Origin of the sequence: Pseudomonas sp. R11-23-07 (genome assembly GCF_003852295.1) — a bacterium.
GTDB lineage: Bacteria > Pseudomonadota > Gammaproteobacteria > Pseudomonadales > Pseudomonadaceae > Aquipseudomonas.
The window spans coordinates 4,184,899-4,207,870 of the sequence record NZ_CP027761.1 but is presented as its reverse complement, the minus strand read 5'-3'; the positions used below and the strand labels follow the sequence as shown (position 1 = coordinate 4,207,870).

Annotated in this window: 16 protein-coding genes, 2 tRNA genes and 3 rRNA genes; 10 read left to right on the top strand and 11 right to left on the bottom strand. The window is 54.0% G+C overall.

Going from position 1 to position 22,972, the window contains the following annotated elements; genetic code table 11:
- Positions 1–86: 86 nt before the first annotated feature.
- Together C4J84_RS19245 and C4J84_RS19240 are read right to left on the bottom strand one after the other, a co-directional pair.
- A complete protein-coding gene (locus C4J84_RS19245; protein ID WP_124371598.1) occupies positions 87–707 on the bottom strand; it encodes a LysE family translocator in 621 nt (206 codons plus the stop codon).
- 95 nt (positions 708–802) lie between these two features.
- Entirely contained in the window at positions 803–1,420 is a 618-nt protein-coding gene (locus tag C4J84_RS19240; protein ID WP_056787742.1) for a recombinase family protein, read from the bottom strand.
- Between the two features lie 1,132 nt (positions 1,421–2,552).
- On the opposite strand from C4J84_RS19240, the gene C4J84_RS19235 reads away from it, so the two are divergent.
- Positions 2,553–2,867: a hypothetical protein gene (locus tag C4J84_RS19235; protein WP_124371596.1), complete on the top strand. Its 315-nt coding sequence runs from the start codon at positions 2,553–2,555 to the stop codon at positions 2,865–2,867.
- Positions 2,868–3,118: 251 nt separating this feature from the next.
- On the opposite strand, the gene C4J84_RS19230 is transcribed toward C4J84_RS19235, so the two are convergent.
- The 3 genes from C4J84_RS19230 to C4J84_RS19220 all read right to left on the bottom strand — a co-directional run bounded on the left by C4J84_RS19230 (position 3,119) and on the right by C4J84_RS19220 (position 7,049).
- Positions 3,119–3,865 (bottom strand): AAA family ATPase, encoded by a 747-nt coding sequence (locus tag C4J84_RS19230; protein ID WP_124371595.1) that lies wholly within the window; start codon positions 3,863–3,865, stop codon positions 3,119–3,121.
- A 324-nt stretch (positions 3,866–4,189) separates the two neighbouring features.
- Complete coding sequence (locus C4J84_RS19225) at positions 4,190–5,833, bottom strand: GMC family oxidoreductase (RefSeq protein WP_124367215.1); 1,644 nt, start codon at positions 5,831–5,833, stop codon at positions 4,190–4,192.
- A gap of 256 nt (positions 5,834–6,089) precedes the next feature.
- The gene (locus tag C4J84_RS19220; protein ID WP_256657781.1) at positions 6,090–7,049 is read right to left on the bottom strand and encodes a LysR substrate-binding domain-containing protein; all 960 of its coding nucleotides are present in this window, start codon (positions 7,047–7,049) and stop codon (positions 6,090–6,092) included.
- 149 nt (positions 7,050–7,198) lie between these two features.
- On the opposite strand from C4J84_RS19220, the gene C4J84_RS19215 reads away from it, so the two are divergent.
- The 3 genes from C4J84_RS19215 (at position 7,199) to C4J84_RS19205 (ending at position 9,506) form a co-directional block, all read left to right on the top strand.
- Positions 7,199–8,056, top strand: coding sequence for an SDR family NAD(P)-dependent oxidoreductase (locus tag C4J84_RS19215; RefSeq protein WP_124367216.1), 858 nt, complete (start codon positions 7,199–7,201; stop codon positions 8,054–8,056).
- Positions 8,057–8,058: 2 nt separating this feature from the next.
- Positions 8,059–8,802 (top strand): SDR family NAD(P)-dependent oxidoreductase, encoded by a 744-nt coding sequence (locus tag C4J84_RS19210; RefSeq protein WP_124435956.1) that lies wholly within the window; start codon positions 8,059–8,061, stop codon positions 8,800–8,802.
- Between the two features lie 122 nt (positions 8,803–8,924).
- Positions 8,925–9,506: an NADPH-dependent FMN reductase gene (locus C4J84_RS19205; RefSeq protein ID WP_124435955.1), complete on the top strand. Its 582-nt coding sequence runs from the start codon at positions 8,925–8,927 to the stop codon at positions 9,504–9,506.
- A gap of 475 nt (positions 9,507–9,981) precedes the next feature.
- Here C4J84_RS19205 and C4J84_RS19195 read toward each other — a convergent pair whose 3' ends face one another.
- The 5 genes from C4J84_RS19195 to C4J84_RS19175 form a co-directional block, all read right to left on the bottom strand.
- Entirely contained in the window at positions 9,982–10,824 is an 843-nt protein-coding gene (locus tag C4J84_RS19195) for a chromosome segregation protein SMC (protein WP_124435954.1), read from the bottom strand.
- 95 nt (positions 10,825–10,919) lie between these two features.
- Positions 10,920–13,808, bottom strand: a complete 2,889-nt coding sequence (locus C4J84_RS19190) for a DUF927 domain-containing protein (RefSeq protein ID WP_124435953.1) — start codon at positions 13,806–13,808, stop codon at positions 10,920–10,922.
- A complete protein-coding gene (locus C4J84_RS19185) occupies positions 13,805–14,077 on the bottom strand; it encodes a DUF3077 domain-containing protein (protein ID WP_124371591.1) in 273 nt (90 codons plus the stop codon). Before C4J84_RS19185 ends, C4J84_RS19190 begins: the two co-directional genes overlap by 4 nt.
- The gene (locus C4J84_RS19180) at positions 14,074–14,358 is read right to left on the bottom strand and encodes a hypothetical protein (protein WP_124371590.1); all 285 of its coding nucleotides are present in this window, start codon (positions 14,356–14,358) and stop codon (positions 14,074–14,076) included. Before C4J84_RS19180 ends, C4J84_RS19185 begins: the two co-directional genes overlap by 4 nt.
- A gap of 385 nt (positions 14,359–14,743) precedes the next feature.
- Positions 14,744–14,944: a helix-turn-helix domain-containing protein gene (locus C4J84_RS19175; RefSeq protein WP_065929339.1), complete on the bottom strand. Its 201-nt coding sequence runs from the start codon at positions 14,942–14,944 to the stop codon at positions 14,744–14,746.
- Between the two features lie 116 nt (positions 14,945–15,060).
- On the opposite strand from C4J84_RS19175, the gene C4J84_RS19170 reads away from it, so the two are divergent.
- Positions 15,061–15,600: a hypothetical protein gene (locus tag C4J84_RS19170; RefSeq protein ID WP_124371589.1), complete on the top strand. Its 540-nt coding sequence runs from the start codon at positions 15,061–15,063 to the stop codon at positions 15,598–15,600.
- Here C4J84_RS19170 and C4J84_RS19165 read toward each other — a convergent pair.
- Positions 15,593–16,804 carry a site-specific integrase gene (locus C4J84_RS19165; RefSeq protein WP_164487818.1) on the bottom strand — a complete coding sequence of 404 codons (1,212 nt, stop codon included), beginning with the start codon at positions 16,802–16,804 and terminating at the stop codon, positions 15,593–15,595. The genes C4J84_RS19170 and C4J84_RS19165 overlap by 8 nt on opposite strands.
- Before the next feature lie 712 nt (positions 16,805–17,516).
- Between C4J84_RS19165 and C4J84_RS19155 the strand changes: the two genes are divergently transcribed.
- From C4J84_RS19155 to rrf, 5 genes are all read left to right on the top strand, one after another.
- A 16S ribosomal RNA gene (locus tag C4J84_RS19155) occupies positions 17,517–19,053 on the top strand.
- Between the two features lie 122 nt (positions 19,054–19,175).
- A tRNA-Ile gene (locus C4J84_RS19150) sits at positions 19,176–19,252 on the top strand.
- A 10-nt stretch (positions 19,253–19,262) separates the two neighbouring features.
- Positions 19,263–19,338: transfer RNA gene (locus C4J84_RS19145), tRNA-Ala, on the top strand.
- Positions 19,339–19,577: 239 nt separating this feature from the next.
- Positions 19,578–22,469: ribosomal RNA gene (locus tag C4J84_RS19140) — 23S ribosomal RNA — on the top strand.
- 168 nt (positions 22,470–22,637) lie between these two features.
- Positions 22,638–22,753, top strand: a 5S ribosomal RNA gene (rrf, locus tag C4J84_RS19135).
- Together the 16S, 23S and 5S rRNA genes with 2 tRNA genes alongside form the textbook arrangement of a ribosomal RNA operon.
- The last annotated feature ends 219 nt before the right edge of the window (positions 22,754–22,972 follow it).

The window sequence follows — 22,972 nt, the reverse complement described above, 5'->3', positions numbered from 1 at the left end:
ACCAGCATGATGGAGGCCGTGGTTACATCACGTGATCAAGAGAGCGCATCTCTTGGCCGAGGCTCGTCTAGCCTGGAGAGGGGGGGTCACGCTTTTCGATATAGCGCCAGAAACCCTGCCAACGACACCATTGCGGCTCCACAACATTTGTTCAGCCGTCGCATTCCCGTCTCAGTGAGAATTTTTGCCGCTTGCACTCCGCCTGCAGCATACAAAGCCATCACTGCTACATCGACTCCGGCCGAAATAAGCGCCAGTACAGCGTACTGCGGGAGAGTGGGCTCACTGGGATCAACAAACTGCGGCAAAAATGCAGTGAAGAACAGCAGTACTTTAGGGTTCGTCATCGCCACCGAAAAACTGCGCCAGAACACTTCGCCCGTACCGGCACTGGTATCTGCCTTCGACGCACAGAGCCCTTTCGGATTGCTGCGCCAGAGTTGAACACCCAGCCACGCCAAGTAACAGACGCCTATCCATTTCAGAGCCAAAAATAGGTCTTGCGAGGCCAGCAGCATCGCGCCTAGCCCAAGTCCGACGGCCGCAATAACCAATACGTCCGATAGGGCTGCACCAGCCATTCCGACCGCGACCTTGCGCGTGCTTCGAGAAGAACCATTAGCCATTGCTAACAGAGAGGTAGGGCCAGGAATAAGCGCGCCAATAAAGCAGCTTGATGTGTAGAGGAGAAGCGTTGCGGAGTTCATTCGGGAGCTCTCGGGTGTAGTTGGCGTAATGCTGGAAGTGGTGATATTGCCTAGTTACCGGATTTTTATAAAGCCACCGTCGGCAGTACGTGCTTTCAGGCGGTGGCCAGGTCCCTGATCCTCAGCACGGTGGTAGTGGAGCAGTTGGCGTGCCGGGCCGTCGCGCGAATCCCCAGGCCGGCGCCGAGCAACTCGGTCACGCGCTTGTGCAGATCGGCGTCCACCGGGCGCCCCTGGTACTTGCCGGCGGCCTTGGCCTTCTCGATGCCCTGGGCCTGCCGGTCGCGGCGCTGCTCGTAATCCTTGCGCGCGATCGCGGCCATCATTTCCACCAGCATTGAGTTGATGGCGCCCAGCATCCGCCCGGTGAACTCGTCGCCCTTGGTGTCCTGCATTCCCTGGTGGCTGGTCGGAAGGTCGAGCGCGACGATGCGCAGGCCCTTGGAGTCGATCGCGGCCTTGAGCTTTTGCCAGTCCTCCACCGGCAGGCGGGAGAGACGGTCTATCGATTCCACCAGCAGCACGTCACCCTTGCGCGCATCTTTCAGCAGGCGCAGCAGCTCGGGCCGGTCGGCGGTGGCGCCGCTGGCGTTCTCCAGGTACACGCTGGCGATGACCTTATTATGGTCGCTGGCGAACTGCTCAAGCGAGGCGCGGGCGCGGCCGGCGTCTTGCTCTTCGGTGGATGCTCGGAGGTATGCGCGGATGAACATGATGGGGGCCTGTATCAGTTAGGGCGTTCTACTAATACTGTTGCACTTTGGGTGTTACTTATCAAGCGAAAAGCCCGAGAAAGGCAAAATAAGCCTGTATCTGGATAGGCATATTCGGGTGTAACACCTGAGGTCCTGTAACACCCACTTCTAAATCAGGGTAGAGAACGTGTAACGAATAAAAAACCTTTATATTCAATTGGTTATGTTTTTTGTAACGCGCGTGACATCAGTAACACGACTTGTAAGTCCCGTCCCCTAGCCCCTCTTACAGAGGTTCCTGCAGCGAGAGTGACTTCCCTCGTGATGCAGCATTGAATACCTGGCTGTGTTGGCCGGATCCGATTAGGCACCGATGTTGCTATCGGCCTGTACGACGCTTTGTCGCTAAGCGTCTGGGCATGTTTGATGTGCTGCTCTCAGGGATTGGGCAGGCGTGATGCGCTGAGTCCATGTCACACGTGGTCCGTAGTGCGACGTTTCAAATGGTGCGTTGAAAAGTCGCCGGGGACCCTGACGACATCCTAGCGACACGGGGCATGAAACCCGCGGGATCGTGGTAGAGGCAGCCGCACCAGCTTACTGAAATTTCAACGTTGAAATTGAAAGGATCTTGAAGAGAAAAGGGCATCCTTACCGGATCTGTAACGGTCATGGGTTTCGTTCAGGATAGTGAACGATTGGCCCGGTCAACTCGGTCAACCAGTCAACTAACTTTGGAGCCCAGCCACTAACGAGCTCCGGCGGGTTCTATGCCCCGTACCTTTAAGAATGCTCCAGGGTCCCCACAATCGAACCAAAGCCAAGAGCCTGACCCGCCTCGCTTCGCTGGAGGAGCAATACTAAATGGGGCTAGGGGAATACCCTGATAAAATCGTGTTACGGGTGTTACGCGTGTTACTTAATTAGGTAAGTATATGATTTTAAATGATTTGTATGGCGTTACACAGCTGTGACTGGTTTGACGATATGCGTGTTACATGGCAAATAGGTGTTACATCAATGAATGCTCTGGGAGGAGCGGTTTGTGATGATTAAGGCGGATCTTATCAAATTAGGGGCTTTCGCTTAGAGGGCCGCTACCGCCGCTACCGCCGCTGCCCGTCGGCACCAGGGAATAAAGAGATTGATCATGTGGCTCAAAAATGTAGCATTTGCGCTGTTGATTTGCCCCCACGTCACCGCTAGCTTTAGCAAACCATTCCAGCCCCCCACGGCCGATGCCGACTTGTGGGAGAAACCCGGCGCCAGTCATCAGGATGTGGTTGCGTCCATGTTGGCGTGTGGTGAGAAGAATGGCTCCGGCGTTGATCCCAAGGCTAGCTTCCAAGAGATGGCCCAGCGATTTGTATGTATGAAGCGTGCGGGCTATACCCGGCGTGACGGTTTCGACATCTGTGCATTGCACCCCAAGGAGCCGTTGAAGGCCTGTGAGTCGGCGCAATGAAGCCATAAAGGCATCGCACGGTATTAAAACTCGTTAGGGCGAGTTGCCCCAGGTATCTATAGGTACATCCAGCTGACTGATTCCGGCCAGAAGCGGCCATTCTCCTCGAAATCGGCGGCATCTCGATCTACGCTAAACAAGGCAGTAATGCCGTCGTATCTATTAAGTCGCGATCGGCAACAATTCATTTTTTTGCGCCAGCGAACTTGATAAACGCTCTAACCATCGATGTTATTTAGTGCCTGGACTAACTAAAAATCATGCTTTTCATCAAATAGCTTGCTCATAAAGCTTTCAGGGTTAGCAAAGTAACTTTTCATAATTAGGTAGTTTTCAGTTTCTGAATATTCCTTCTCTTCCAATCCACTATTGGTAAACTCCCAAATTCTGGCGCCCGGGTAAGCAATTAAAATTGGTGAGTGAGTTGCAATTATGAACTGCGAATTTTGTTTTGCGAGTTCCGCTATACGTACCAGCAGAGATAATTGGCGTTGGGGAGATAGCGCAGATTCAGGCTCGTCTAGTAAATACAATCCGTTTCCTCCGAACCGATGTAAAATCAGATCCATAAAAGCCTCCCCATGAGACCTCGTATGAAGATCGTTCCCCCCGTATGAGTCCTTAATAGCTGGCCCGCCAGGTCCGCAATCCAACTTATTCATCTCTGTAATTACATTATAAAAACTTTCTGCGCGATAAAAATAGCCATCTCGAGGTCGCTTTGCGGTGCGTGACAAGCGCAATGCCTTGGACAGTAGGGATTTTTCATCGCTGGAAGAAAACTTGAAATTCTTACTGCCTCCCTCATGATTAAAGCCACATGAAACTGCAATAGCCTCTAAGAGGGTTGACTTACCGCTACCGTTTTCTCCAACGAAAAAATTTATCACGGGGTGAAGCTCGATTTTGCTAATTGATTGAATTGAAGGCAAATAGAAGGGGAAATTATTCTCTTCTCTATAGTTCTCTAAGATTTCAATTCTCTTAATGTAAGGCATTAACTTCCTAGCTGTAGTTATCTTATTTAATGGTTATATTTATATGTATGATAGTTAAGGTAATTATAAATGGTCTTTCTGTGGTTTGACTCTTTTTTATAAGCACTAGATATGTCTGACATAAAAGTAAACCATTCTTGGCTCGCGCCGCAGTTGCGCCGCTGTTTCGGTCAAACTCCTAATCTCCAATTTATCGTCTATTGACTGCGTTTGCTCAACGGTCTCCGTATATTTTATTCAATTTCAGATTGTGGTTCTTATTGCAGAGTTCGGCTTTAGCGATCCAATGATTGATGCTCCAGTTTTACCCTGCGTTCGGGGAAATTATCGAGTCAGGTGGGCACCAATCCGTTCGGCTAGCATGATAGTAGTAAGATTTGTCGCCACCGATGGGATATCCGGGATGATAGAGGCATCCACAACACGCAGTGCCGCTATACCTCGCACCGCGCCCCAATTGTTGACTACGGCGGCCTTGTCACCGTCCGCGCCCATCGGCACGCTCGACGTGGGGTGCTGATAGCCGGCGACATTGTTTACGATGTTTTGTCGCAAAGCCTTGCCTTCAAGTACGCTGCTACCCGGTGTCATTTCATGGTCAACCAAGTCAGCAAACGGTGCACTGCGGCCAATCTTGCGAGACAGTTCTACAGCTTCGACCATGCGATCCAAGTCATTTTCCTGTTCAAAAAAGTTGTACCGGATGTTCGGCGCAACTCGGGGGTCACGGCTGGTCAAGCGTACGCTACCGTTGGATTTAGGTAATGTGACGGCGCATGCCAGCACTATCGCACCGCCGGTAGGGCTTGCCTTTGGGTCGATCAGGTGTGTACCGGAGATATGTAAGTCCAGATCGTCCGGTGCGGCGTGTTGCGAACGAGTCCAGGCGATGGCGCCGCCGGCTGGGGTCATAGCAATTGCGGAGGTCTTCAGCGCGTAGACGTTGAAGAAAAACGGATGTTCTTGCAACCGTTCACCTACCGGTAGATCAGCGACGGTGGCGATTCCCATCTCGCGAAGATGGCCTTGTGGGCCGATACCGGAGCGTAGCAGGATAGCGGGGCTGCCTATGGCACCGGCCGACAAGATCACTTCGCCGGCTGGAACTATCTCGCCGTCTACTAGCAATACACCTATGGCGCGTTCTCGTTCTATCAGGACGCGGTCGGCTTCAGCGTGGCCGCGGATAGTGAGGTTGGCGCGAGCCCGCACGTCTGCACTTAGGTAAGCCATGCCGGTATTGATTCGGGTGCCGTTGATGACATTCAACGGGTAGGGACCTACGCCGTGCTGGCGCGCGCCGTTGAAGTCATCCACGAGCGGCAGTCCAACTGACTCGGCAGCCGCCACGAAAGCACGCATTGAGATAGTATTCTGCGCAGCAGTGCGCTGACGCACTGGAAATGGGCCGGTACGTCCATGCCATGCATCTTCGCCAGTGGGCGTGTTTTCCATCGCTCGGTAGGCGGACAGCACTTCCGGCCAAGCCCAACCTTCGATTCCGCGTCCGGCCCAGCGCGCAAAGTCGGCAGGACGCGCACGCATCGCCACAGCAGCATTGACCGCGGAGCTACCACCGATCACTCGGCCGCGTGGGATGGCTATGTCGTGACCTATCCGAGCTGAGTCGTCACTATGGTAATGCCAGTCGTATTCGGGAGAGGCGGCAACTAGGTCGGCGTTCGTCAGCACTGCTGGATACCGATCGGGCGCAAAGTCGGGACCTGCGTCGAGCAGCAGCACACTGCGCAGCGGGTCGGCACTGAGACGTGCTGCAAGGACGGCACCGGCAGATCCACCACCGACGATCACCACGTCAAACTGCTTGCCAGTCCGAGTGGTCTCTTTAGTTTTACTGGAGCTGCGCGTTGCACCAGAGGCAAACGTAGCAGCGCCTGCCGTCATTGCAACCAGCACTGCCTGTGCTCCCAAAGCTATCGCGCCGCGTCGTGTGATTGTCAAAGTCATAGATTCCAGATCAGGTATCGTTTGTGCCGTCGAGGATGAGAGGCAAGAAACCATGGTAGGAATGCGTACCTGACCCAGCAAGACGGGGTTTCTGGAATCTGTGTCCGGTGGTATGGACGTCGAGAACTCCCCCTATCTTCGGCGCCTACCCGCTCGGTAGTGCCGCCGTAGTTGCTGTATTCGGTAAAAAAATGTGCTGTATTCATGGAGAAGCCGCTGCAACGATTTGCCCAGCGTATTAAGGATGGCTTTACAGCTAGAGGATCTTGGGAAACTCCGAAGCCAAGTGATCCAAGAAAACACGTACTGACGGCAGCAATCCTTTGCGGGAAGGTACCAGTGCAGTGATCCTGGCATCGCCAGCTATCCATTCGGGCAGAACTCGATGAAGCTCACCACGCGCAACGGCCGCCCGCGCGATGTAACTCGGCAGGGCCACAATCCCAAGCCCGCTGATAGCTGCATGTTGCAGGCTGAGCATGTCTTCGCTTTGCAGCCGCGGCATGATGGGCACAGCAATTTCTTCGATCGATAGAGTGACATGGCGCAACCGCCAGTTCATGGGGGCATTAGCTCGCGCAAAGAAAATCGAGGCGTGGCTGCTTAGCTCCGCTGGCGTGGCCGGTGCGCCATGTTCGGCCAGATAGCTTGATCCGGCGAACAGAAACCAGGGAGCGACCCCGAGCATGCGCTGGACAAGATCGGAGTCCGGCAATGGAGCCTCATGCGCCCGGATGGCGACGTCGTAATTTTCGCCAACAATATCGATGGTTCGATCGGCCGCATGAGCGACCATATTGATCTTGGGATAGACACGAAGGAAGTCAGCGATCATGCCCGCCATGGCGAAATTCATGGTCGCGACTCCAGCGGTACACCGGATGGTCCCGACGGGTTCCAACAACCGCTGACGCACTGACATTTCTGCCATCTCCGCTTCTCGCAGCGCGGCCAGCGCGTGCTGGTAGAACTCTTCTCCTGCCTCGGTCATACCGAAGCGACGCGACGTTCGGCTGAGCAAACGCACACCTAATTCGCCCTCCAATTGTTGCATGCGGTGGCTAAGCGTTGACTTGGGCATACCGGTACTTGCAACTGCGGCAGTAAACCCACCGCGATCGACCACATTGACAAAAATAAACAGATCGTTCAGGTCCAGCCGATTCACGTATGGCCCAATCATAGGAAGGCAATTTTTAATCTTGAAGATTTCCAAGGGTACCGTCTAGAACTATGTGGTTATTTGGCAATGTTTCGCTGGGAAGGAGCGTCCAATGAGCGGGAAGTTGAATCTGGACAAACCGGCTTGTCGGGGGGAGGCCCAATACCTAACATCCGGTGAATAGCCAAACCCCGGAGCAGAGAATGAAATCAATAAATGGCAAAGTCGTCCTCGTTACTGGTGCCTCATCGGGATTGGGGCGCGAGTTAGTGCATCAACTGCTGGAAAAAGGTGCGCTAGTCGCAGCCACCTTTCGCAAGCAAGAAGAAGTGGATTTCTATAACGGTAAACATGCTGCGCAGGGCATGGGCGTTTTGGTAGACGTGACAGACGATGTGGCGGTCAAAACGGGTGTGGCCCAGGTGCTGGATCACTTTGGCCGTATCGACATTGTCGCCAACTGTGCGGGTGCTGGCACAGTGGGTGCAGTTGAAGAAATGACGGATCGAGAAGCGCGGCGTGTATTCGATCTGAATTTCTTTGGCGGCCTGAACATCATTCGCGCTGTAACCCCTGCGATGCGCAAGCAGCGCAGCGGGCACATCATTCAATTCTCTGCAATCGGTGGCTTCATTGGCTACCCGGGCATGGGCGTGTACTCGGCCGCGAAGGGCGCTACTGACATCCTGGGGGAAGCACTGGCAGGTGAACTTGCACCCTTTAACATCGCCACGACTGTGTTGACCATCGGTGTATTCGAGACCCAATTTGCGGGTCGCTCACTGGCTTACGTCGAGCAAAAAATCGATGACTATGAAGGCACACCCGTCGGTAAGTTCCGTGTAGCTATAGGTGGTCTGCAAGGTAAGCAGCCGAATGTTCCAGGAAAAGGGGCGTTGGCGATTATCAACCTGATGGAGTCGGATCATCCACCCGTACACGCGGCCTTGGGTGCCGATGCGATGGGCGGAATGCGTGCAAAAATGGCCAAAGTCGAGCAGGAACTTGTCCAGTGGCAGGGCAACGCAACCTCTACAGAACGCAGCATCAACGGAATCTGATCATGCGAATGACCAACAAAGTTGTACTGATTACCGGCGCATCGCGCGGGCTCGGATTATCACTGGCACGTCGTTTTGCCAGAGAGGGGGGTTCCGTTGCGTTGACGTACAACACTGACGCTGCCGCAGCCGACCGAAATGTCGAGGCGCTCGTTGCTGAGGGCGCTCAAGCAATGGCCATCGGGGGAGACATCAGCGACCCGGACGCTGTCAAAGCCATATTCGCAGCAGTGCTGGCTCGATTTGGGCGCATCGATATTGTCGTGGCCAATGCTGGGCGGGAGCTTATCGACACACCGATCACGGAAATCGATAACGCGATGTTCGAGGCTGTCACCAAAACCAATGTGTTTGGCACCTTCTATACGCTTCGCGAAAGTGCGCGCCATGTTACCGATGGTGGACGCATCATCGTGATTTCGTCCACTACGACGATCGTACCGAACGCAGGCTTCACCGCGTATGCCGGAAGCAAAGCCGCCGGCCGGCTTTACGTTGAATGTCTCGCGCAGGAAATGGGCAAGCGTAACGTCACGGTGAACGGTGTGGTACCGGGGCCGCTACGTGACGCCGGTGTCATCGCTAACCTTCAGGAAAATGACTATCAGGCATTGGCACAGTTGTCGCCATTTGCGCGCTTGGGCTCTGTCTCCGATGTCGAAGGCGCCGTGCTTTTCCTGGCAAGTGACGATGCAGCTTGGATTTCCGGTCATCACCTGGTTGTCAACGGCGCCGCCAAAGTATAGGGCAGACCCGCATGACCAGGCGGTGGGGCAGTCCTCATCGTTCGGCCACCGTTCGACGTCCGTTTTTTTGTTCTTTTCAAATTGATTACCCCCTTTAAAGCCACTTAAATCAAGGTCCCATCATGTCGCCTAAAAAGATTGCCGTCATTGTCGGCAGCCTGCGCAAAGAGTCGTTGAACCGCCTATTTGCTCAAGAAGTAATCGCGCTTGCGCCACCGAGCCTTTTATTAGAAATAGTCGAGATCAATGAACTGAATCTGTTTAACCAAGACTTGGAAGAAAACGGTAAGAGTGCCCCTGAAGCCTGGACTCGTTTTCGCCAAAATATGGCGTCGAAAGATGGAGTACTGTTTTTCACTCCCGAATACAACAGGTCAGTTCCTGGTGTATTGAAGAACGCCATTGATATTGGTTCTCGCCCTTACGGCGAGTCTGTGTGGGCAGGCAAACCTGCAGCTATCGTAAGCGTATCGCCCGGTGCCAGCGGCGGCTTCGGTGCTAACCATCATTTACGTCAGTCTATGGTATTTCTGGACATGCCACTTTTGCAGCAGCCGGAAGCGTATATCGGTGGGGCGACAAGGCTACTGGGGCCAGGCGGAAATTTGAATGACGACGGAACTACTCAGTTCTTGAAAAAATTCATTGACGCCTTTGCTGTATGGGTCGAAATCAATACCGCCAAGTCAACGGGTTTAATCTAGGGCGCTAGAAACTCTCTGCTTTGGCTGATCTAAGGCGTTGTATGAGTCGTCTCAGGTTTCACGTACGGCCTTAGTGTCCGCTAATGGCCGAAAGCGGTCCTAAGTTCACAGCCGCCAAAGATCAGAAGCCGAAAAATCTAGAGGCTTTTTTCGTAATGGGAGGATCTAGAGAAGCGGAGGCTGTTTAGGCTTCCGCCTCTTCTTTATCCGGCCTTTCTTTTGAGCTGAAGGTCAATGAAGTGGAGCTCCGCCTTGATTGCATCAATCGTGAGCGTCTCAACTTTAGTTTCTTTGATTCCTATTGCGTTGAGCTTTTTCATTCTGGTTATGCCGACAATTATCCCGTCCAAATGCAGCTTTCGGGACTTTAGGTAATCCGGCATCTGAGCACTGTTCTGTAGTGTTTTGTTCATGGTTATACCGATGGTAGGCCCGAATCAACCGGCCCTCGCCGGTTGCTTCGGGGGGGGTTAGGTTAGGCCGCCAACAGGTCAAGCAGATTGTGTTGGTGTGAGCGTTCTGCAAGCTCTCGGAAGGTCCAGCTTCCTAAGTTTTCACCTTGCTCAGGGATGTCTAGATTCAGCAGAGCAACCGGATCACGATTAATCAGTTTGCGAGCAGCCCACAACTTGCCGCCGGTCTCTAACAGTGCTTTGGCGGCCTCATTCCATTGTTCTTCCAGAACAGTATTCGCCAGGTGAGCCGCTTTGTTCTCGATCTTGGTGCGTTCTTTTTGTGCCTCCGTGATGTGCAGGTCAATCGTCACCAACTCCTGCTCCAGAGCCGTGATGAGCAGCTGTTGGCGGCGGTGATGCTCAACCGCAGCAGTAAGGTTTTTTGCTGCTTTTTGAGCTTCAGCGTTTGCCGCTTTCTCGCCCTCCACATCGCCCCAGGCCACAGCCTGCGCATAAGCGGTAGCGGCGTCCGTTTCGGCTTGTCGCGCCTTTGCCATGTCTTCCTGATCGCTCTGGCGGACCTGTTGCAACCGGGTCTCGATGCTGTTGCGCTTTTCGTTGAGCTCCATCTCGTCGGCCTTCCAAGTCGCCATCGCGCTGATGTAGCCCGCAGCCAAGCTCTCACGGTTAGCAAGTGCCTCGAGGCGATCGATCTTTTGATTCAGGCGGTGGATCTCAAAGCTTCGCGAGTCGATGCGTCTTTTGTGATCGTTGATTTCATCCTGCACAGCCCGTTGACGGCCTTGCTGGATAACCTCGGGACTTTCCAGCGCTGCTTCGAAGGGATCCAGGTCAGCCTGTATGCTCTCTATTTCGAGGGTCAGTGTGTCGCGGCGGTCTTTCAGTTCTAGGATAGTGTTCATCTGTATTGTCTCTGTGCATTACGATTGATAAGGATGGTTGAACGGCTGGCGAGGCCGGGAATGAGCCGGCGCTACCCCGATCAGTAGGTATGTCGTCAGGCGGCCTTGGCCTCGCTTTCGTCCGCTCCTGGAACCGTCTTCACCACATAGCAGCGCTGAGGGCCTAATCCAGGTAAGCGAATTAGGCTGTATGCCTTTCCATTGCTTCCCGGCTCGAGCGCGCCCCGTTGCAGCAGCTCCTTGTTCACTGCACTGATGTTCATGCCCTTGAAAATTTCGGCTCTCCAGGCTTCCGGCAGTACGTAGTAGGTATTAGTGGTGTGCAGGGCGTCGCCCATGCCGTGTTCCATCGTCTTACGAAAGCCCAACCGATCAATCGTGCGTGGGCCATGTTCATCGATCTTGGCGGCGGCAGATTCCCAACGGGTAAAGCGGCTTTCTCCAAAACGTTCGATGATCTGGCTCAATCGCGCCATGATCGCATCGCCTTCGAAATTACCGGCACCACCACGTTCGGCCAGCCAGGCATGCAGGCACACCCGTGCGGCGGTCGTGGCCGCGCCATCAGGCCAGCCAGTGACGCCGAAGGCGGTGGCCAACTCTCCGGCCGCTGCCGCGAGGCCGAAGCGAAAGGCGGCACGCTGGGCTTGTCCACTGGCAGTGGTGGGCAGGTTTTGTGTGATGAACTGTTCTACCGTGCGGCGAACGATCACCGACCACCCCAGCATTTCTCCCGGCGCGCACAGTGCGTTCAGGAAGGCGGTGAGGGGCGTTCCGTAGTATTTGGCAACACGGGCCTTGAGCGCATCGGAGAGGGCGGCAGCGTCCTCAAAACCGTTCAGCACATCGAACATGCCGAGGCCTTTGCTGGCATCCGCCGGCACGGCGAGCATACGTACCTCCATACCGGCTTTCAGCTCCTTGTTTGCATCCGCCATGTGCTGAGCCAGCGTCTTTTCGCCCGTCGAGAGAAACAGCAAGCGCCACTCCTGCACCTGTCGGCCCGCTTGCCCTCGATCATTCGCCCGTGCCTTACCGGTGCCGTTGCCGAGCATGTAGACCGTTTCGCCAATGATGCGCGGGTCACACATACCAATTTCATCCAGCACCAGGAGGCCGTCTGAGTGTGCGGCAGCGATGGACTCGAGGGCGTTATCCGTAGAACGCCACGAACGCACCAGACGCGGCCCGCCATAGACCGAGGCAGCGACTTGCAAGTGAGTGGTCTTGCCCCCGGAACTGTCGCCGTATAGGTGGAAGCCACCCGACTCATGTCCGAGCAGGTTTAGCAACGGGCCTGCAAAGGCCACAGAGACGACAAACGCCAAGCGATGGTTACCAACGCACAGCGCGCCGATTTGCTGCTGCCATTGCTCCAGAGAACCTGCTTCGGTGATTGGTGGAAGCTGCGCCCCTGCTTCATAAAAATGCAGGTGTTCGGCGTGCGAGCCGATTTGCTGTTCGGGCAAAAGGAAAGCGTTGTCGTGCCAACCCAGGCGCGTCACCAAACGTGCGCGCTGGGCGCTGTCGAAGCCGCCGAGATAGCTTTGTAGGTCGTTGCGGGCATTGCGTCCTAATCGGCTTCCGGCAAGGCGCAGGCCCATGTCTACCAGCGGGCCGAGTACGTCTTTGCCGAAGTCGCCGGTCATGGTCCTGGCTGGAATATTCCAGCGTTTTTTGGCGCCGTCCGGGTCGTCGAATTCGACCAACAAGCCCCAGTTGTGGCCCTTGTCGTCGCGAGTGCGAGCGATGATTTCGAGAGGCGAACACACGGGACGCGCCTCGCCATCATCGCCGGAATAAAACACCCCTTCAGGCGTCAGGCGAAAGCCGCCCGGCAACAGGTTATTCTTCGATTTCGCAGGACGTTTGGCGGGTGCCTTGACCTTCTGTTCTTGAGGTTCAGTTGGCTCAGCGGCACTGCCGAAATACTCACCGCTGCGCATCAGCTCGGCGACGTGGCCAGCGGTCCAGCCTTTGGTTAATGCGTCCGCTGCATCGTCGCCGTCCGCCCATTTTCCACCCTTGATGAGCGTCGGTTTGCCGCCTTTGCTGCTTGGCTTGAGCTTGAACACGTCGAGCGAGATTCGTTGCACTGAAGCGGCGCCCAGCTCAATCAACTTGAGCTCGATGGCGTCCATGCAGGTCTTGCCGCTGGCATCGTTATCCGGCCACAGCACGACAGTGCGTCCTTTCAGTGGCGTCAGGTCGGCCTTGTGCCAAGAGTTGGAGCCGTTCGGCCAGCAGGTGGCTACATAGTCCGGCATCAGTTCAGCGGCGGCGTCAGCAGCCTTCTCGCCTTCACAAAACACCACGGGCGCATCGGCGCGCAGTGTCAACTCATCCAGGCGCAGCAGTGGCCGAGGCTCGGGCAATCCTTGCCAGCGCCATTGTGTGGTTTGCCCATCGGAGCGCTTGCACCAGGTCAATGGCGCAAAGACCTTTCGCGGTTTGCCGTCATCATCTGGGCCTAGGTCGAAGCGATACAGCGCCATGACCGGCTGGCCCAGGGCGTCGCGATAGATCCACACCTTGGACGGAACACCGTGTTGTCGATGTTTGGCTGGGCACTTGTTCATGGCCTCGGCTGGGATCGGCTGAATCGCGATCCACTCAGGCGTTGCGCTCTTGGCTGGTGTGCTTTTGGCGGCCGCGGAGCCTGCGGAAACACTCAGCAGATCTGCCAGTTTTTTGCAGGCATCAACGTCGGTGCCGCCGTCGATGTAGCGCACCAGGTCGATCAGATCGCCGCCCTTATCGCCGGTGGCAAAGTCCGCCCATGTGCCTTTGCTCAAACTGACCTTGAGTGAGCCTGCTCGTTTGTCCGTGCGCGTCGGATTAGGCGCGGTGTATTCCTTGCCACCGTCGACGCGTTTGCCGTTCGGCAGCCAGTGAGTAAGGACGCGGTCTATGTTCTTTAGGGCAGCGCTTTTTACGTCGGCAAAGCTGGGCAGTTTTGAGGTGTTGCCGGTGCGCGGAGTCATGGTGCGCTCCTCGATTCAAGCAAGGCCTCGTTCACGTCGTCGATCAGTGCCTTAGCCATCTCGCCGAGGTAGAACGCAGGCCAACTAAAACGCTCGCCTGCATCGCTGATGGCGGCGTCGAGGATCAGTTGATTGGCGTGGTGCAGAATCTGAGAGACTGCTTCAAGTGCGTCCTCTAGCGGGATACCGGCATTCACCCGAAACAGGTTTTGGCCGTTACCGTTGGCGGGGGAAAACTCGGAGCGTCCAAGCGTGCTGGAGTGGGTCACAGCGCACCGCCTTTCTGGTCCATCGGCACAGAGGAGGCGTCACCGTACATGGTGAGTGTTTTGATCAAACCCAAGGTGCCGCGCACGTCCCAAATAACAGACGACAGCACGCGGTTGGAAAGCAACGGTTTATCGCCGTCTAAGTGATCTTCCAACAGCATGAGAACTGAATCGGCACGGTCGAGCGCACAGGTGATGGCGTCGATAGGCAGACCGGCTTCGGCGTCGTGGCTAACGCAGAGTAAGTCCTCGGGTAGTGCAAAGCCTGGGAGCATGCTCATTGGGCACCTCCTGAGGTTCCCAAGTCTTCATGTTTTTTTTGGGGCGCGTAGGTGTGCGTCCATTCAAAGGAGTAACTATCTGGCTTATTGCGAATGGTGCGTGGCACTTGAACTCTACAGGCGCCATGAGTACGAAGAGTTTCAAGATCAACCACACGTGTTGTGTTCAACATATTGCACTGGCCAAGAATTACGCCCATGCGGTCTACCAAATGGATGGTGATATGCTTAAGGGGTTGCATTGCGGTCTGCTCAGATTTGCTTTGTGACAGTCGGGTCAGTGGTACGAACACTGACTCGACACCTCTTCCTGCTGAGGCCGGTTCTAGGACCAGTCTTCTAGGGGACATTCCAGCAAAATTTCCCCCCTCGACTGTTACCGCGTTCACCGGGAGCCTTCCTTTGCCGCGCGTTCAATCCAAGCCTTGAGTTCAGCCATCAAAATCAGACGGCGCCGCCCGAGTTTGAAAGCCTTAAGGTCACCAGAAGCTATGAGTTCATAAACTCCTGATCTTGAGTAGCCAACCACGCGTGCTGCGTCCTCCACGCTAACTGCAAGAGGTGCGATGTGTTCGGGGTTGTTCATTAGCTTGTCCTTGATCGATGGGGCGGACTGTACGATACTGGTCCGGACGTAAACATCCTATTTGTAAGTAACATGATCTGCAAGCAAAACATTTGTAGACATCTAGAGGCGTGTAAATGGCAAATCGTTCGAAGAAGGTTGTTTTATCGGCTAGGGTCGACCCCTACCTTAAAGCTGCGCTTGAATTGCTGGCGGCATCACGCAACGAGAAAATCGTGAAGATCCTGGAGTCATGCCTTGAGAATGGGATGAATGACAGGACCATTACTAACCCGTTTAACGCTCCGCGTAAGGATTTGGGAACAATCAGTTTTATGGTCGCGTTCACTTCGATCTGGTCGGAGAATGAAACTCTCTACAAGCTGCGCGCCGGAACGCTTGGGCCCGATTTCGCCGGGGAGGAGTTATCGATGGTCGCTATGGTTATCAATGACGATAAATATTTCGATGGGGAGTTCGATGTTTTCGGGGATTTGAACGGTTCGACAGAGAAGTTTGGGTTCACACCGAGAATGCAGCCTCGGGTGGACCTTGCATTGGTAGAGAAGGAGTGGCCAATTGTTGAGGAATATGTGAGGTTTCTGGCAAACAACAAGCCGCTTCAGCCGGGCTATGCCGATTACAAAAATATGCGAGCTCAATCTCTAGCTAAATGAGTTCAACCGCAGCGGCTTTTGTACCCGGAGCCAAGTGGGCATACCGGAGTGTCATCTTGATATCGGCGTGCCCTAGCAGATCCCGTACCGTGTTGAGCGGTACGCCGGCCATTACCAGGCGTGAAGCGAAGTCGTGCCGCATATCGTGCCAGCGGAATCCGTCGATCTGCGCCCGCTCAAGCAACTTGAGCCAGGCGCTTTTGACGTCCTCAAAGCGACCGCCGCCCTGACCTGGGAACACATACGGCGACTTGCTTACCTGCTTCTTCCAGGCTTGCAGTACACCAATAGTCTCCTTGTTCATTGGTATGTGGCGCGTATCGCTTGTCTTGGTTGTGGCCCCGGCGACTGTGATTGTCTTCGTGTCGAAGTTCACCGCTGACCATTTCAGGTCGAACAGCTCTCCGCGCCTCATGCCGGTATTCAACGATACCAATACCATTGGCTTCAGGTGATCGGTGAAGGGCAGTTGCAGCAGGCTTGGCATCGGCTCTTTGTGGCGGTCGGTCCGCCAAGTGTTCGCACTCTCACGCTCGACCCTCATTTCATCCTGTCGAGCGTCCAAGGCCTCGCGTAGGCGCTTGGTCTCGTCGGCAGCCAGGTAGCGAATTACCCCCTTTGAGTCGACTTTGAGCTGTTTCAGCTTGGCCAGAGGATGCTCGTCGAGGTAATCCCACTCGACCGCCCGGCTGAATACTCCGCTGATAGAGCCCATTTTGCGGTTGACCGTGGAGGGCTTGTTGCCGGCATGCATCCATCCAGTGCGGATCTGCTCCAGGTCTCGCCCGGTGATCGCGTCCAGGCGCTGGGGCAGAATTGGGTCGAAGTTATTGCTGAGGGTGTGCTGAGTCTTCTCATGGCCTTTGTGATGAGCCTTGAACCACGGCATATACGTGTCGTCGATAAAATCGCGCAGCGAGGGCAGGGCTGACCCCTTGCGGCCCTGGGCGATGGCTAGGGGCTCGCCGTGGGCGTGCGCATCGGCTAGGTACTGAGCGGCCTCGGTTCGGGCTTGGTCAAGAGTAATCACGCCGACACGCCCAAGGGTAGCGTTCTTGTTTCGGCCCCAAGTGACCATGTAGGACTTGTGACCGCTGGGCAGTACGCGAATGAAAAAACCGGGTTGCACGGTGTCATGCACGCGGTATGCTTTCGCCTCGGCGGCTAGGCTGCCAATTAGCTTCTGAGTGATTTTGGATTTCAAGGGTTCGTCCGTGACAGCAGGGTGGCAGCAAAACGCACTATACCGCTCGATGTTCACGGACTCAATGGGACTAAAAGGCCCAGTAATACTGGGCTTGTGGCTGTATCTGCTGGGTCTAAATTAACCCTCCTAAGGGGAAGGTTGGCCGTTCGAACCGGCCCTGGGACACCATCCCTCAGTTGTTGTCTTGTTGCGTTCGTCAATATCAAATCAATCGCTTCCTTAGCTTCCTGACTGTAGCCGTGAGAAGTGCGGCGGTATTCAGTTGCTGGTCGGTGGGCAATCGAATCGCGATGATCCTGGGTCGTCCTTTTGTTTCCTCTATATAGAGGGGCGGTGGAATGGAAAAGAATTCTCAGGTTTTCGATTTAACTGCTTGACGCTCCTGCTTAAAGCTGTAGAATTCGCCTCCCGCTTACGAGAGATCGCAAGCGCAAGTGGTTGAAGTTGTTGAAGAATTCTTCGAAAACTTCTGAAAATAACTGCTTGACAGCAAGTGAGGCTGCTGTAGAATGCGCGCCTCGGTTGAGACGAATAGCTCTTAACCAACCGCTCTTTAACAACTGAATCAAGCAATTCGTGTGGGTGCTTGTGGAGTCAGACTGATAGTCAATAAGATTATCAGCATCACAAGTTACTCCGCGAGAAATCAAAGATGTAACCAACGATTGCTGAGCCAAGTTTAGGGTTTCTTAAAAACCCAAAGATGTTTGAACTGAAGAGTTTGATCATGGCTCAGATTGAACGCTGGCGGCAGGCCTAACACATGCAAGTCGAGCGGTAGAGAGAAGCTTGCTTCTCTTGAGAGCGGCGGACGGGTGAGTAATGCCTAGGAATCTGCCTGGTAGTGGGGGATAACGTTCGGAAACGGACGCTAATACCGCATACGTCCTACGGGAGAAAGCAGGGGACCTTCGGGCCTTGCGCTATCAGATGAGCCTAGGTCGGATTAGCTAGTTGGTGAGGTAATGGCTCACCAAGGCGACGATCCGTAACTGGTCTGAGAGGATGATCAGTCACACTGGAACTGAGACACGGTCCAGACTCCTACGGGAGGCAGCAGTGGGGAATATTGGACAATGGGCGAAAGCCTGATCCAGCCATGCCGCGTGTGTGAAGAAGGTCTTCGGATTGTAAAGCACTTTAAGTTGGGAGGAAGGGCAGTTACCTAATACGTGATTGTTTTGACGTTACCGACAGAATAAGCACCGGCTAACTCTGTGCCAGCAGCCGCGGTAATACAGAGGGTGCAAGCGTTAATCGGAATTACTGGGCGTAAAGCGCGCGTAGGTGGTTTGTTAAGTTGGATGTGAAATCCCCGGGCTCAACCTGGGAACTGCATTCAAAACTGACTGACTAGAGTGTGGTAGAGGGTGGTGGAATTTCCTGTGTAGCGGTGAAATGCGTAGATATAGGAAGGAACACCAGTGGCGAAGGCGACCACCTGGACCAACACTGACACTGAGGTGCGAAAGCGTGGGGAGCAAACAGGATTAGATACCCTGGTAGTCCACGCCGTAAACGATGTCAACTAGCCGTTGGGAGCCTTGAGCTCTTAGTGGCGCAGCTAACGCATTAAGTTGACCGCCTGGGGAGTACGGCCGCAAGGTTAAAACTCAAATGAATTGACGGGGGCCCGCACAAGCGGTGGAGCATGTGGTTTAATTCGAAGCAACGCGAAGAACCTTACCAGGCCTTGACATCCAATGAACTTTCCAGAGATGGATTGGTGCCTTCGGGAACATTGAGACAGGTGCTGCATGGCTGTCGTCAGCTCGTGTCGTGAGATGTTGGGTTAAGTCCCGTAACGAGCGCAACCCTTGTCCTTAGTTACCAGCACGTTATGGTGGGCACTCTAAGGAGACTGCCGGTGACAAACCGGAGGAAGGTGGGGATGACGTCAAGTCATCATGGCCCTTACGGCCTGGGCTACACACGTGCTACAATGGTCGGTACAGAGGGTTGCCAAGCCGCGAGGTGGAGCTAATCCCAGAAAACCGATCGTAGTCCGGATCGCAGTCTGCAACTCGACTGCGTGAAGTCGGAATCGCTAGTAATCGCGAATCAGAATGTCGCGGTGAATACGTTCCCGGGCCTTGTACACACCGCCCGTCACACCATGGGAGTGGGTTGCACCAGAAGTAGCTAGTCTAACCTTCGGGAGGACGGTTACCACGGTGTGATTCATGACTGGGGTGAAGTCGTAACAAGGTAGCCGTAGGGGAACCTGCGGCTGGATCACCTCCTTAATCGACGACATCATCTGCTCCATGAGCTCCCACACGAATTGCTTGATTCATTGAAGAAGACGATAGAAGCAGCTTTAAGCTCCAAGCTGATAGCTCTTAGCTAATCAGTTGCGCTCGAAATTGGGTCTGTAGCTCAGTTGGTTAGAGCGCACCCCTGATAAGGGTGAGGTCGGCAGTTCGAATCTGCCCAGACCCACCAATTTTGTTATGGGGCCATAGCTCAGCTGGGAGAGCGCCTGCCTTGCACGCAGGAGGTCAACGGTTCGATCCCGTTTGGCTCCACCATTAACTGTTTCTGCTGTTAGAGTTTAGAAATGAGTATTCCGCTGTGAATATTGATTTCTAGTCTTTGATTAGATCGTTCTTTAAAAATTTGGGTATGTGATAGAAAGATAGACTGACCGTTACTTTCACTGGTAACGGCTCAGGCTAAGGTAAAATTTGTGAGTCGCTCTTAATTGAGTATGATCGAATTTTCGGCGAATGTTGTCTTCACAGTATAACCAGATTGCTTGGGGTTATATGGTCAAGTGAAGAAGCGCATACGGTGGATGCCTTGGCAGTCAGAGGCGATGAAAGACGTGGTAGCCTGCGAAAAGCTTCGGGGAGTCGGCAAACAGACTTTGATCCGGAGATGTCTGAATGGGGGAACCCAGCCATCATAAGATGGTTACCTTACACTGAATACATAGGTGTATGGAGCGAACCAGGGGAACTGAAACATCTAAGTACCCTGAGGAAAAGAAATCAACCGAGATTCCCTTAGTAGTGGCGAGCGAACGGGGACTAGCCCTTAAGTGGCTTTGAGATTAGCGGAACGCTCTGGAAAGTGCGGCCATAGTGGGTGATAGCCCTGTACGCGAAAATCTCTTAGTCATGAAATCGAGTAGGACGGAGCACGAGAAACTTTGTCTGAATATGGGGGGACCATCCTCCAAGGCTAAATACTACTGACTGACCGATAGTGAACTAGTACCGTGAGGGAAAGGCGAAAAGAACCCCGGAGAGGGGAGTGAAATAGATCCTGAAACCGTATGCGTACAAGCAGTGGGAGCCTACTTTGTTAGGTGACTGCGTACCTTTTGTATAATGGGTCAGCGACTTATTTTCAGTGGCGAGCTTAACCGAATAGGGGAGGCGTAGCGAAAGCGAGTCTTAATAGGGCGTTTAGTCGCTGGGAATAGACCCGAAACCGGGCGATCTATCCATGGGCAGGTTGAAGGTTGGGTAACACTAACTGGAGGACCGAACCGACTACCGTTGAAAAGTTAGCGGATGACCTGTGGATCGGAGTGAAAGGCTAATCAAGCTCGGAGATAGCTGGTTCTCCTCGAAAGCTATTTAGGTAGCGCCTCATGTATCACTGTAGGGGGTAGAGCACTGTTTCGGCTAGGGGGTCATCCCGACTTACCAAACCGATGCAAACTCCGAATACCTACAAGTGCCGAGCATGGGAGACACACGGCGGGTGCTAACGTCCGTCGTGAAAAGGGAAACAACCCAGACCGTCAGCTAAGGTCCCAAAGTTATGGTTAAGTGGGAAACGATGTGGGAAGGCTTAGACAGCTAGGAGGTTGGCTTAGAAGCAGCCACCCTTTAAAGAAAGCGTAATAGCTCACTAGTCGAGTCGGCCTGCGCGGAAGATGTAACGGGGCTCAAACCATACACCGAAGCTACGGGTATCACGCAAGTGATGCGGTAGAGGAGCGTTCTGTAAGCCTGTGAAGGTGAGTTGAGAAGCTTGCTGGAGGTATCAGAAGTGCGAATGCTGACATGAGTAACGACAATGGGTGTGAAAAACACCCACGCCGAAAGACCAAGGTTTCCTGCGCAACGTTAATCGACGCAGGGTTAGTCGGTCCCTAAGGCGAGGCTGAAAAGCGTAGTCGATGGAAAACAGGTTAATATTCCTGTACTTCTGGTTATTGCGATGGAGGGACGGAGAAGGCTAGGCCAGCTTGGCGTTGGTTGTCCAAGTTTAAGGTGGTAGGCTGAGATCTTAGGTAAATCCGGGATCTTAAGGCCGAGAGCTGATGACGAGTTGTCTTTTAGACGACGAAGTGGTTGATGCCATGCTTCCAAGAAAAGCTTCTAAGCTTCAGGTAACCAGGAACCGTACCCCAAACCGACACAGGTGGTTGGGTAGAGAATACCAAGGCGCTTGAGAGAACTCGGGTGAAGGAACTAGGCAAAATGGCACCGTAACTTCGGGAGAAGGTGCGCCGGTGAGGGTGAAGGACTTGCTCCGTAAGCTCATGCCGGTCGAAGATACCAGGCCGCTGCGACTGTTTATTAAAAACACAGCACTCTGCAAACACGAAAGTGGACGTATAGGGTGTGACGCCTGCCCGGTGCCGGAAGGTTAATTGATGGGGTTAGCTAACGCGAAGCTCTTGATCGAAGCCCCGGTAAACGGCGGCCGTAACTATAACGGTCCTAAGGTAGCGAAATTCCTTGTCGGGTAAGTTCCGACCTGCACGAATGGCGTAACGATGGCGGCGCTGTCTCCACCCGAGACTCAGTGAAATTGAAATCGCTGTGAAGATGCAGTGTATCCGCGGCTAGACGGAAAGACCCCGTGAACCTTTACTATAGCTTTGCACTGGACTTTGAATTTGCTTGTGTAGGATAGGTGGGAGGCTTTGAAGCGTGGACGCCAGTTCGCGTGGAGCCAACCTTGAAATACCACCCTGGCAACTTTGAGGTTCTAACTCAGGTCCGTTATCCGGATCGAGGACAGTGTATGGTGGGTAGTTTGACTGGGGCGGTCTCCTCCTAAAGAGTAACGGAGGAGTACGAAGGTGCGCTCAGACCGGTCGGAAATCGGTCGTAGAGTATAAAGGCAAAAGCGCGCTTGACTGCGAGACAGACACGTCGAGCAGGTACGAAAGTAGGTCTTAGTGATCCGGTGGTTCTGTATGGAAGGGCCATCGCTCAACGGATAAAAGGTACTCCGGGGATAACAGGCTGATACCGCCCAAGAGTTCATATCGACGGCGGTGTTTGGCACCTCGATGTCGGCTCATCACATCCTGGGGCTGAAGCCGGTCCCAAGGGTATGGCTGTTCGCCATTTAAAGTGGTACGCGAGCTGGGTTTAGAACGTCGTGAGACAGTTCGGTCCCTATCTGCCGTGGACGTTTGAGATTTGAGAGGGGCTGCTCCTAGTACGAGAGGACCGGAGTGGACGAACCTCTGGTGTTCCGGTTGTCACGCCAGTGGCATTGCCGGGTAGCTATGTTCGGAATAGATAACCGCTGAAAGCATCTAAGCGGGAAACTAGCCTCAAGATGAGATCTCACTGGGACCTTGAGTCCCCTGAAGGGCCGTCGAAGACTACGACGTTGATAGGTTGGGTGTGTAAGCGCTGTGAGGCGTTGAGCTAACCAATACTAATTGCCCGTGAGGCTTGACCATATAACACCCAAGCAATTTGTTGCTCCTAGTTGAAAGACGAAAGAGGCCAGATTGCGGTGTGTGAAGACGCAATGAACCGAAAGTTCGATGCTCACAAAACACCGACTTCTATCCCATACCCAATTTGCTGAAGCGAGGCCACATGGTCACGACTCAGTACCCGAATTTCTTGACGACCATAGAGCATTGGAACCACCTGATCCCATCCCGAACTCAGTAGTGAAACGATGCATCGCCGATGGTAGTGTGGGGTTTCCCCATGTGAGAGTAGGTCATCGTCAAGATTAAATTCCGAAACCCCATTTGCGAAAGCAGGTGGGGTTTTGTTTTGGGCGGTCGAAACCCTCACACCTCTTGCAAACGCCAGCCTGCTCGCGAGATCGCCGACGCCAATGCGAACGTACCGGTAAGGCTCTATATCCTATAGAGCGCTCTATTCTGGCCTTTTATGGCAGATACCCAAAGACCAGTCGAACCTTGGCTATGATCAAGGTTCACAGATG

Bases quoted from the DNA above. Each gene is read 5' to 3' on its own strand.
- C4J84_RS19245 (WP_124371598.1), bottom strand. From the start codon at position 707: ATGAACTCCGCAACGCTTCTCCTCTACACATCAAGCTGCTTTATTGGC.
- C4J84_RS19240 (WP_056787742.1), bottom strand. From the start codon at position 1,420: ATGTTCATCCGCGCATACCTCCGAGCATCCACCGAAGAGCAAGACGCC.
- C4J84_RS19235 (WP_124371596.1), top strand. From the start codon at position 2,553: ATGTGGCTCAAAAATGTAGCATTTGCGCTGTTGATTTGCCCCCACGTC.
- C4J84_RS19230 (WP_124371595.1), bottom strand. From the start codon at position 3,865: ATGCCTTACATTAAGAGAATTGAAATCTTAGAGAACTATAGAGAAGAG.
- C4J84_RS19225 (WP_124367215.1), bottom strand. From the start codon at position 5,833: ATGACTTTGACAATCACACGACGCGGCGCGATAGCTTTGGGAGCACAG.
- C4J84_RS19215 (WP_124367216.1), top strand. From the start codon at position 7,199: ATGAAATCAATAAATGGCAAAGTCGTCCTCGTTACTGGTGCCTCATCG.
- C4J84_RS19210 (WP_124435956.1), top strand. From the start codon at position 8,059: ATGCGAATGACCAACAAAGTTGTACTGATTACCGGCGCATCGCGCGGG.
- C4J84_RS19205 (WP_124435955.1), top strand. From the start codon at position 8,925: ATGTCGCCTAAAAAGATTGCCGTCATTGTCGGCAGCCTGCGCAAAGAG.
- C4J84_RS19195 (WP_124435954.1), bottom strand. From the start codon at position 10,824: ATGAACACTATCCTAGAACTGAAAGACCGCCGCGACACACTGACCCTC.
- C4J84_RS19190 (WP_124435953.1), bottom strand. From the start codon at position 13,808: ATGACTCCGCGCACCGGCAACACCTCAAAACTGCCCAGCTTTGCCGAC.
- C4J84_RS19180 (WP_124371590.1), bottom strand. From the start codon at position 14,358: ATGAGCATGCTCCCAGGCTTTGCACTACCCGAGGACTTACTCTGCGTT.
- C4J84_RS19175 (WP_065929339.1), bottom strand. From the start codon at position 14,944: ATGAACAACCCCGAACACATCGCACCTCTTGCAGTTAGCGTGGAGGAC.
- C4J84_RS19170 (WP_124371589.1), top strand. From the start codon at position 15,061: ATGGCAAATCGTTCGAAGAAGGTTGTTTTATCGGCTAGGGTCGACCCC.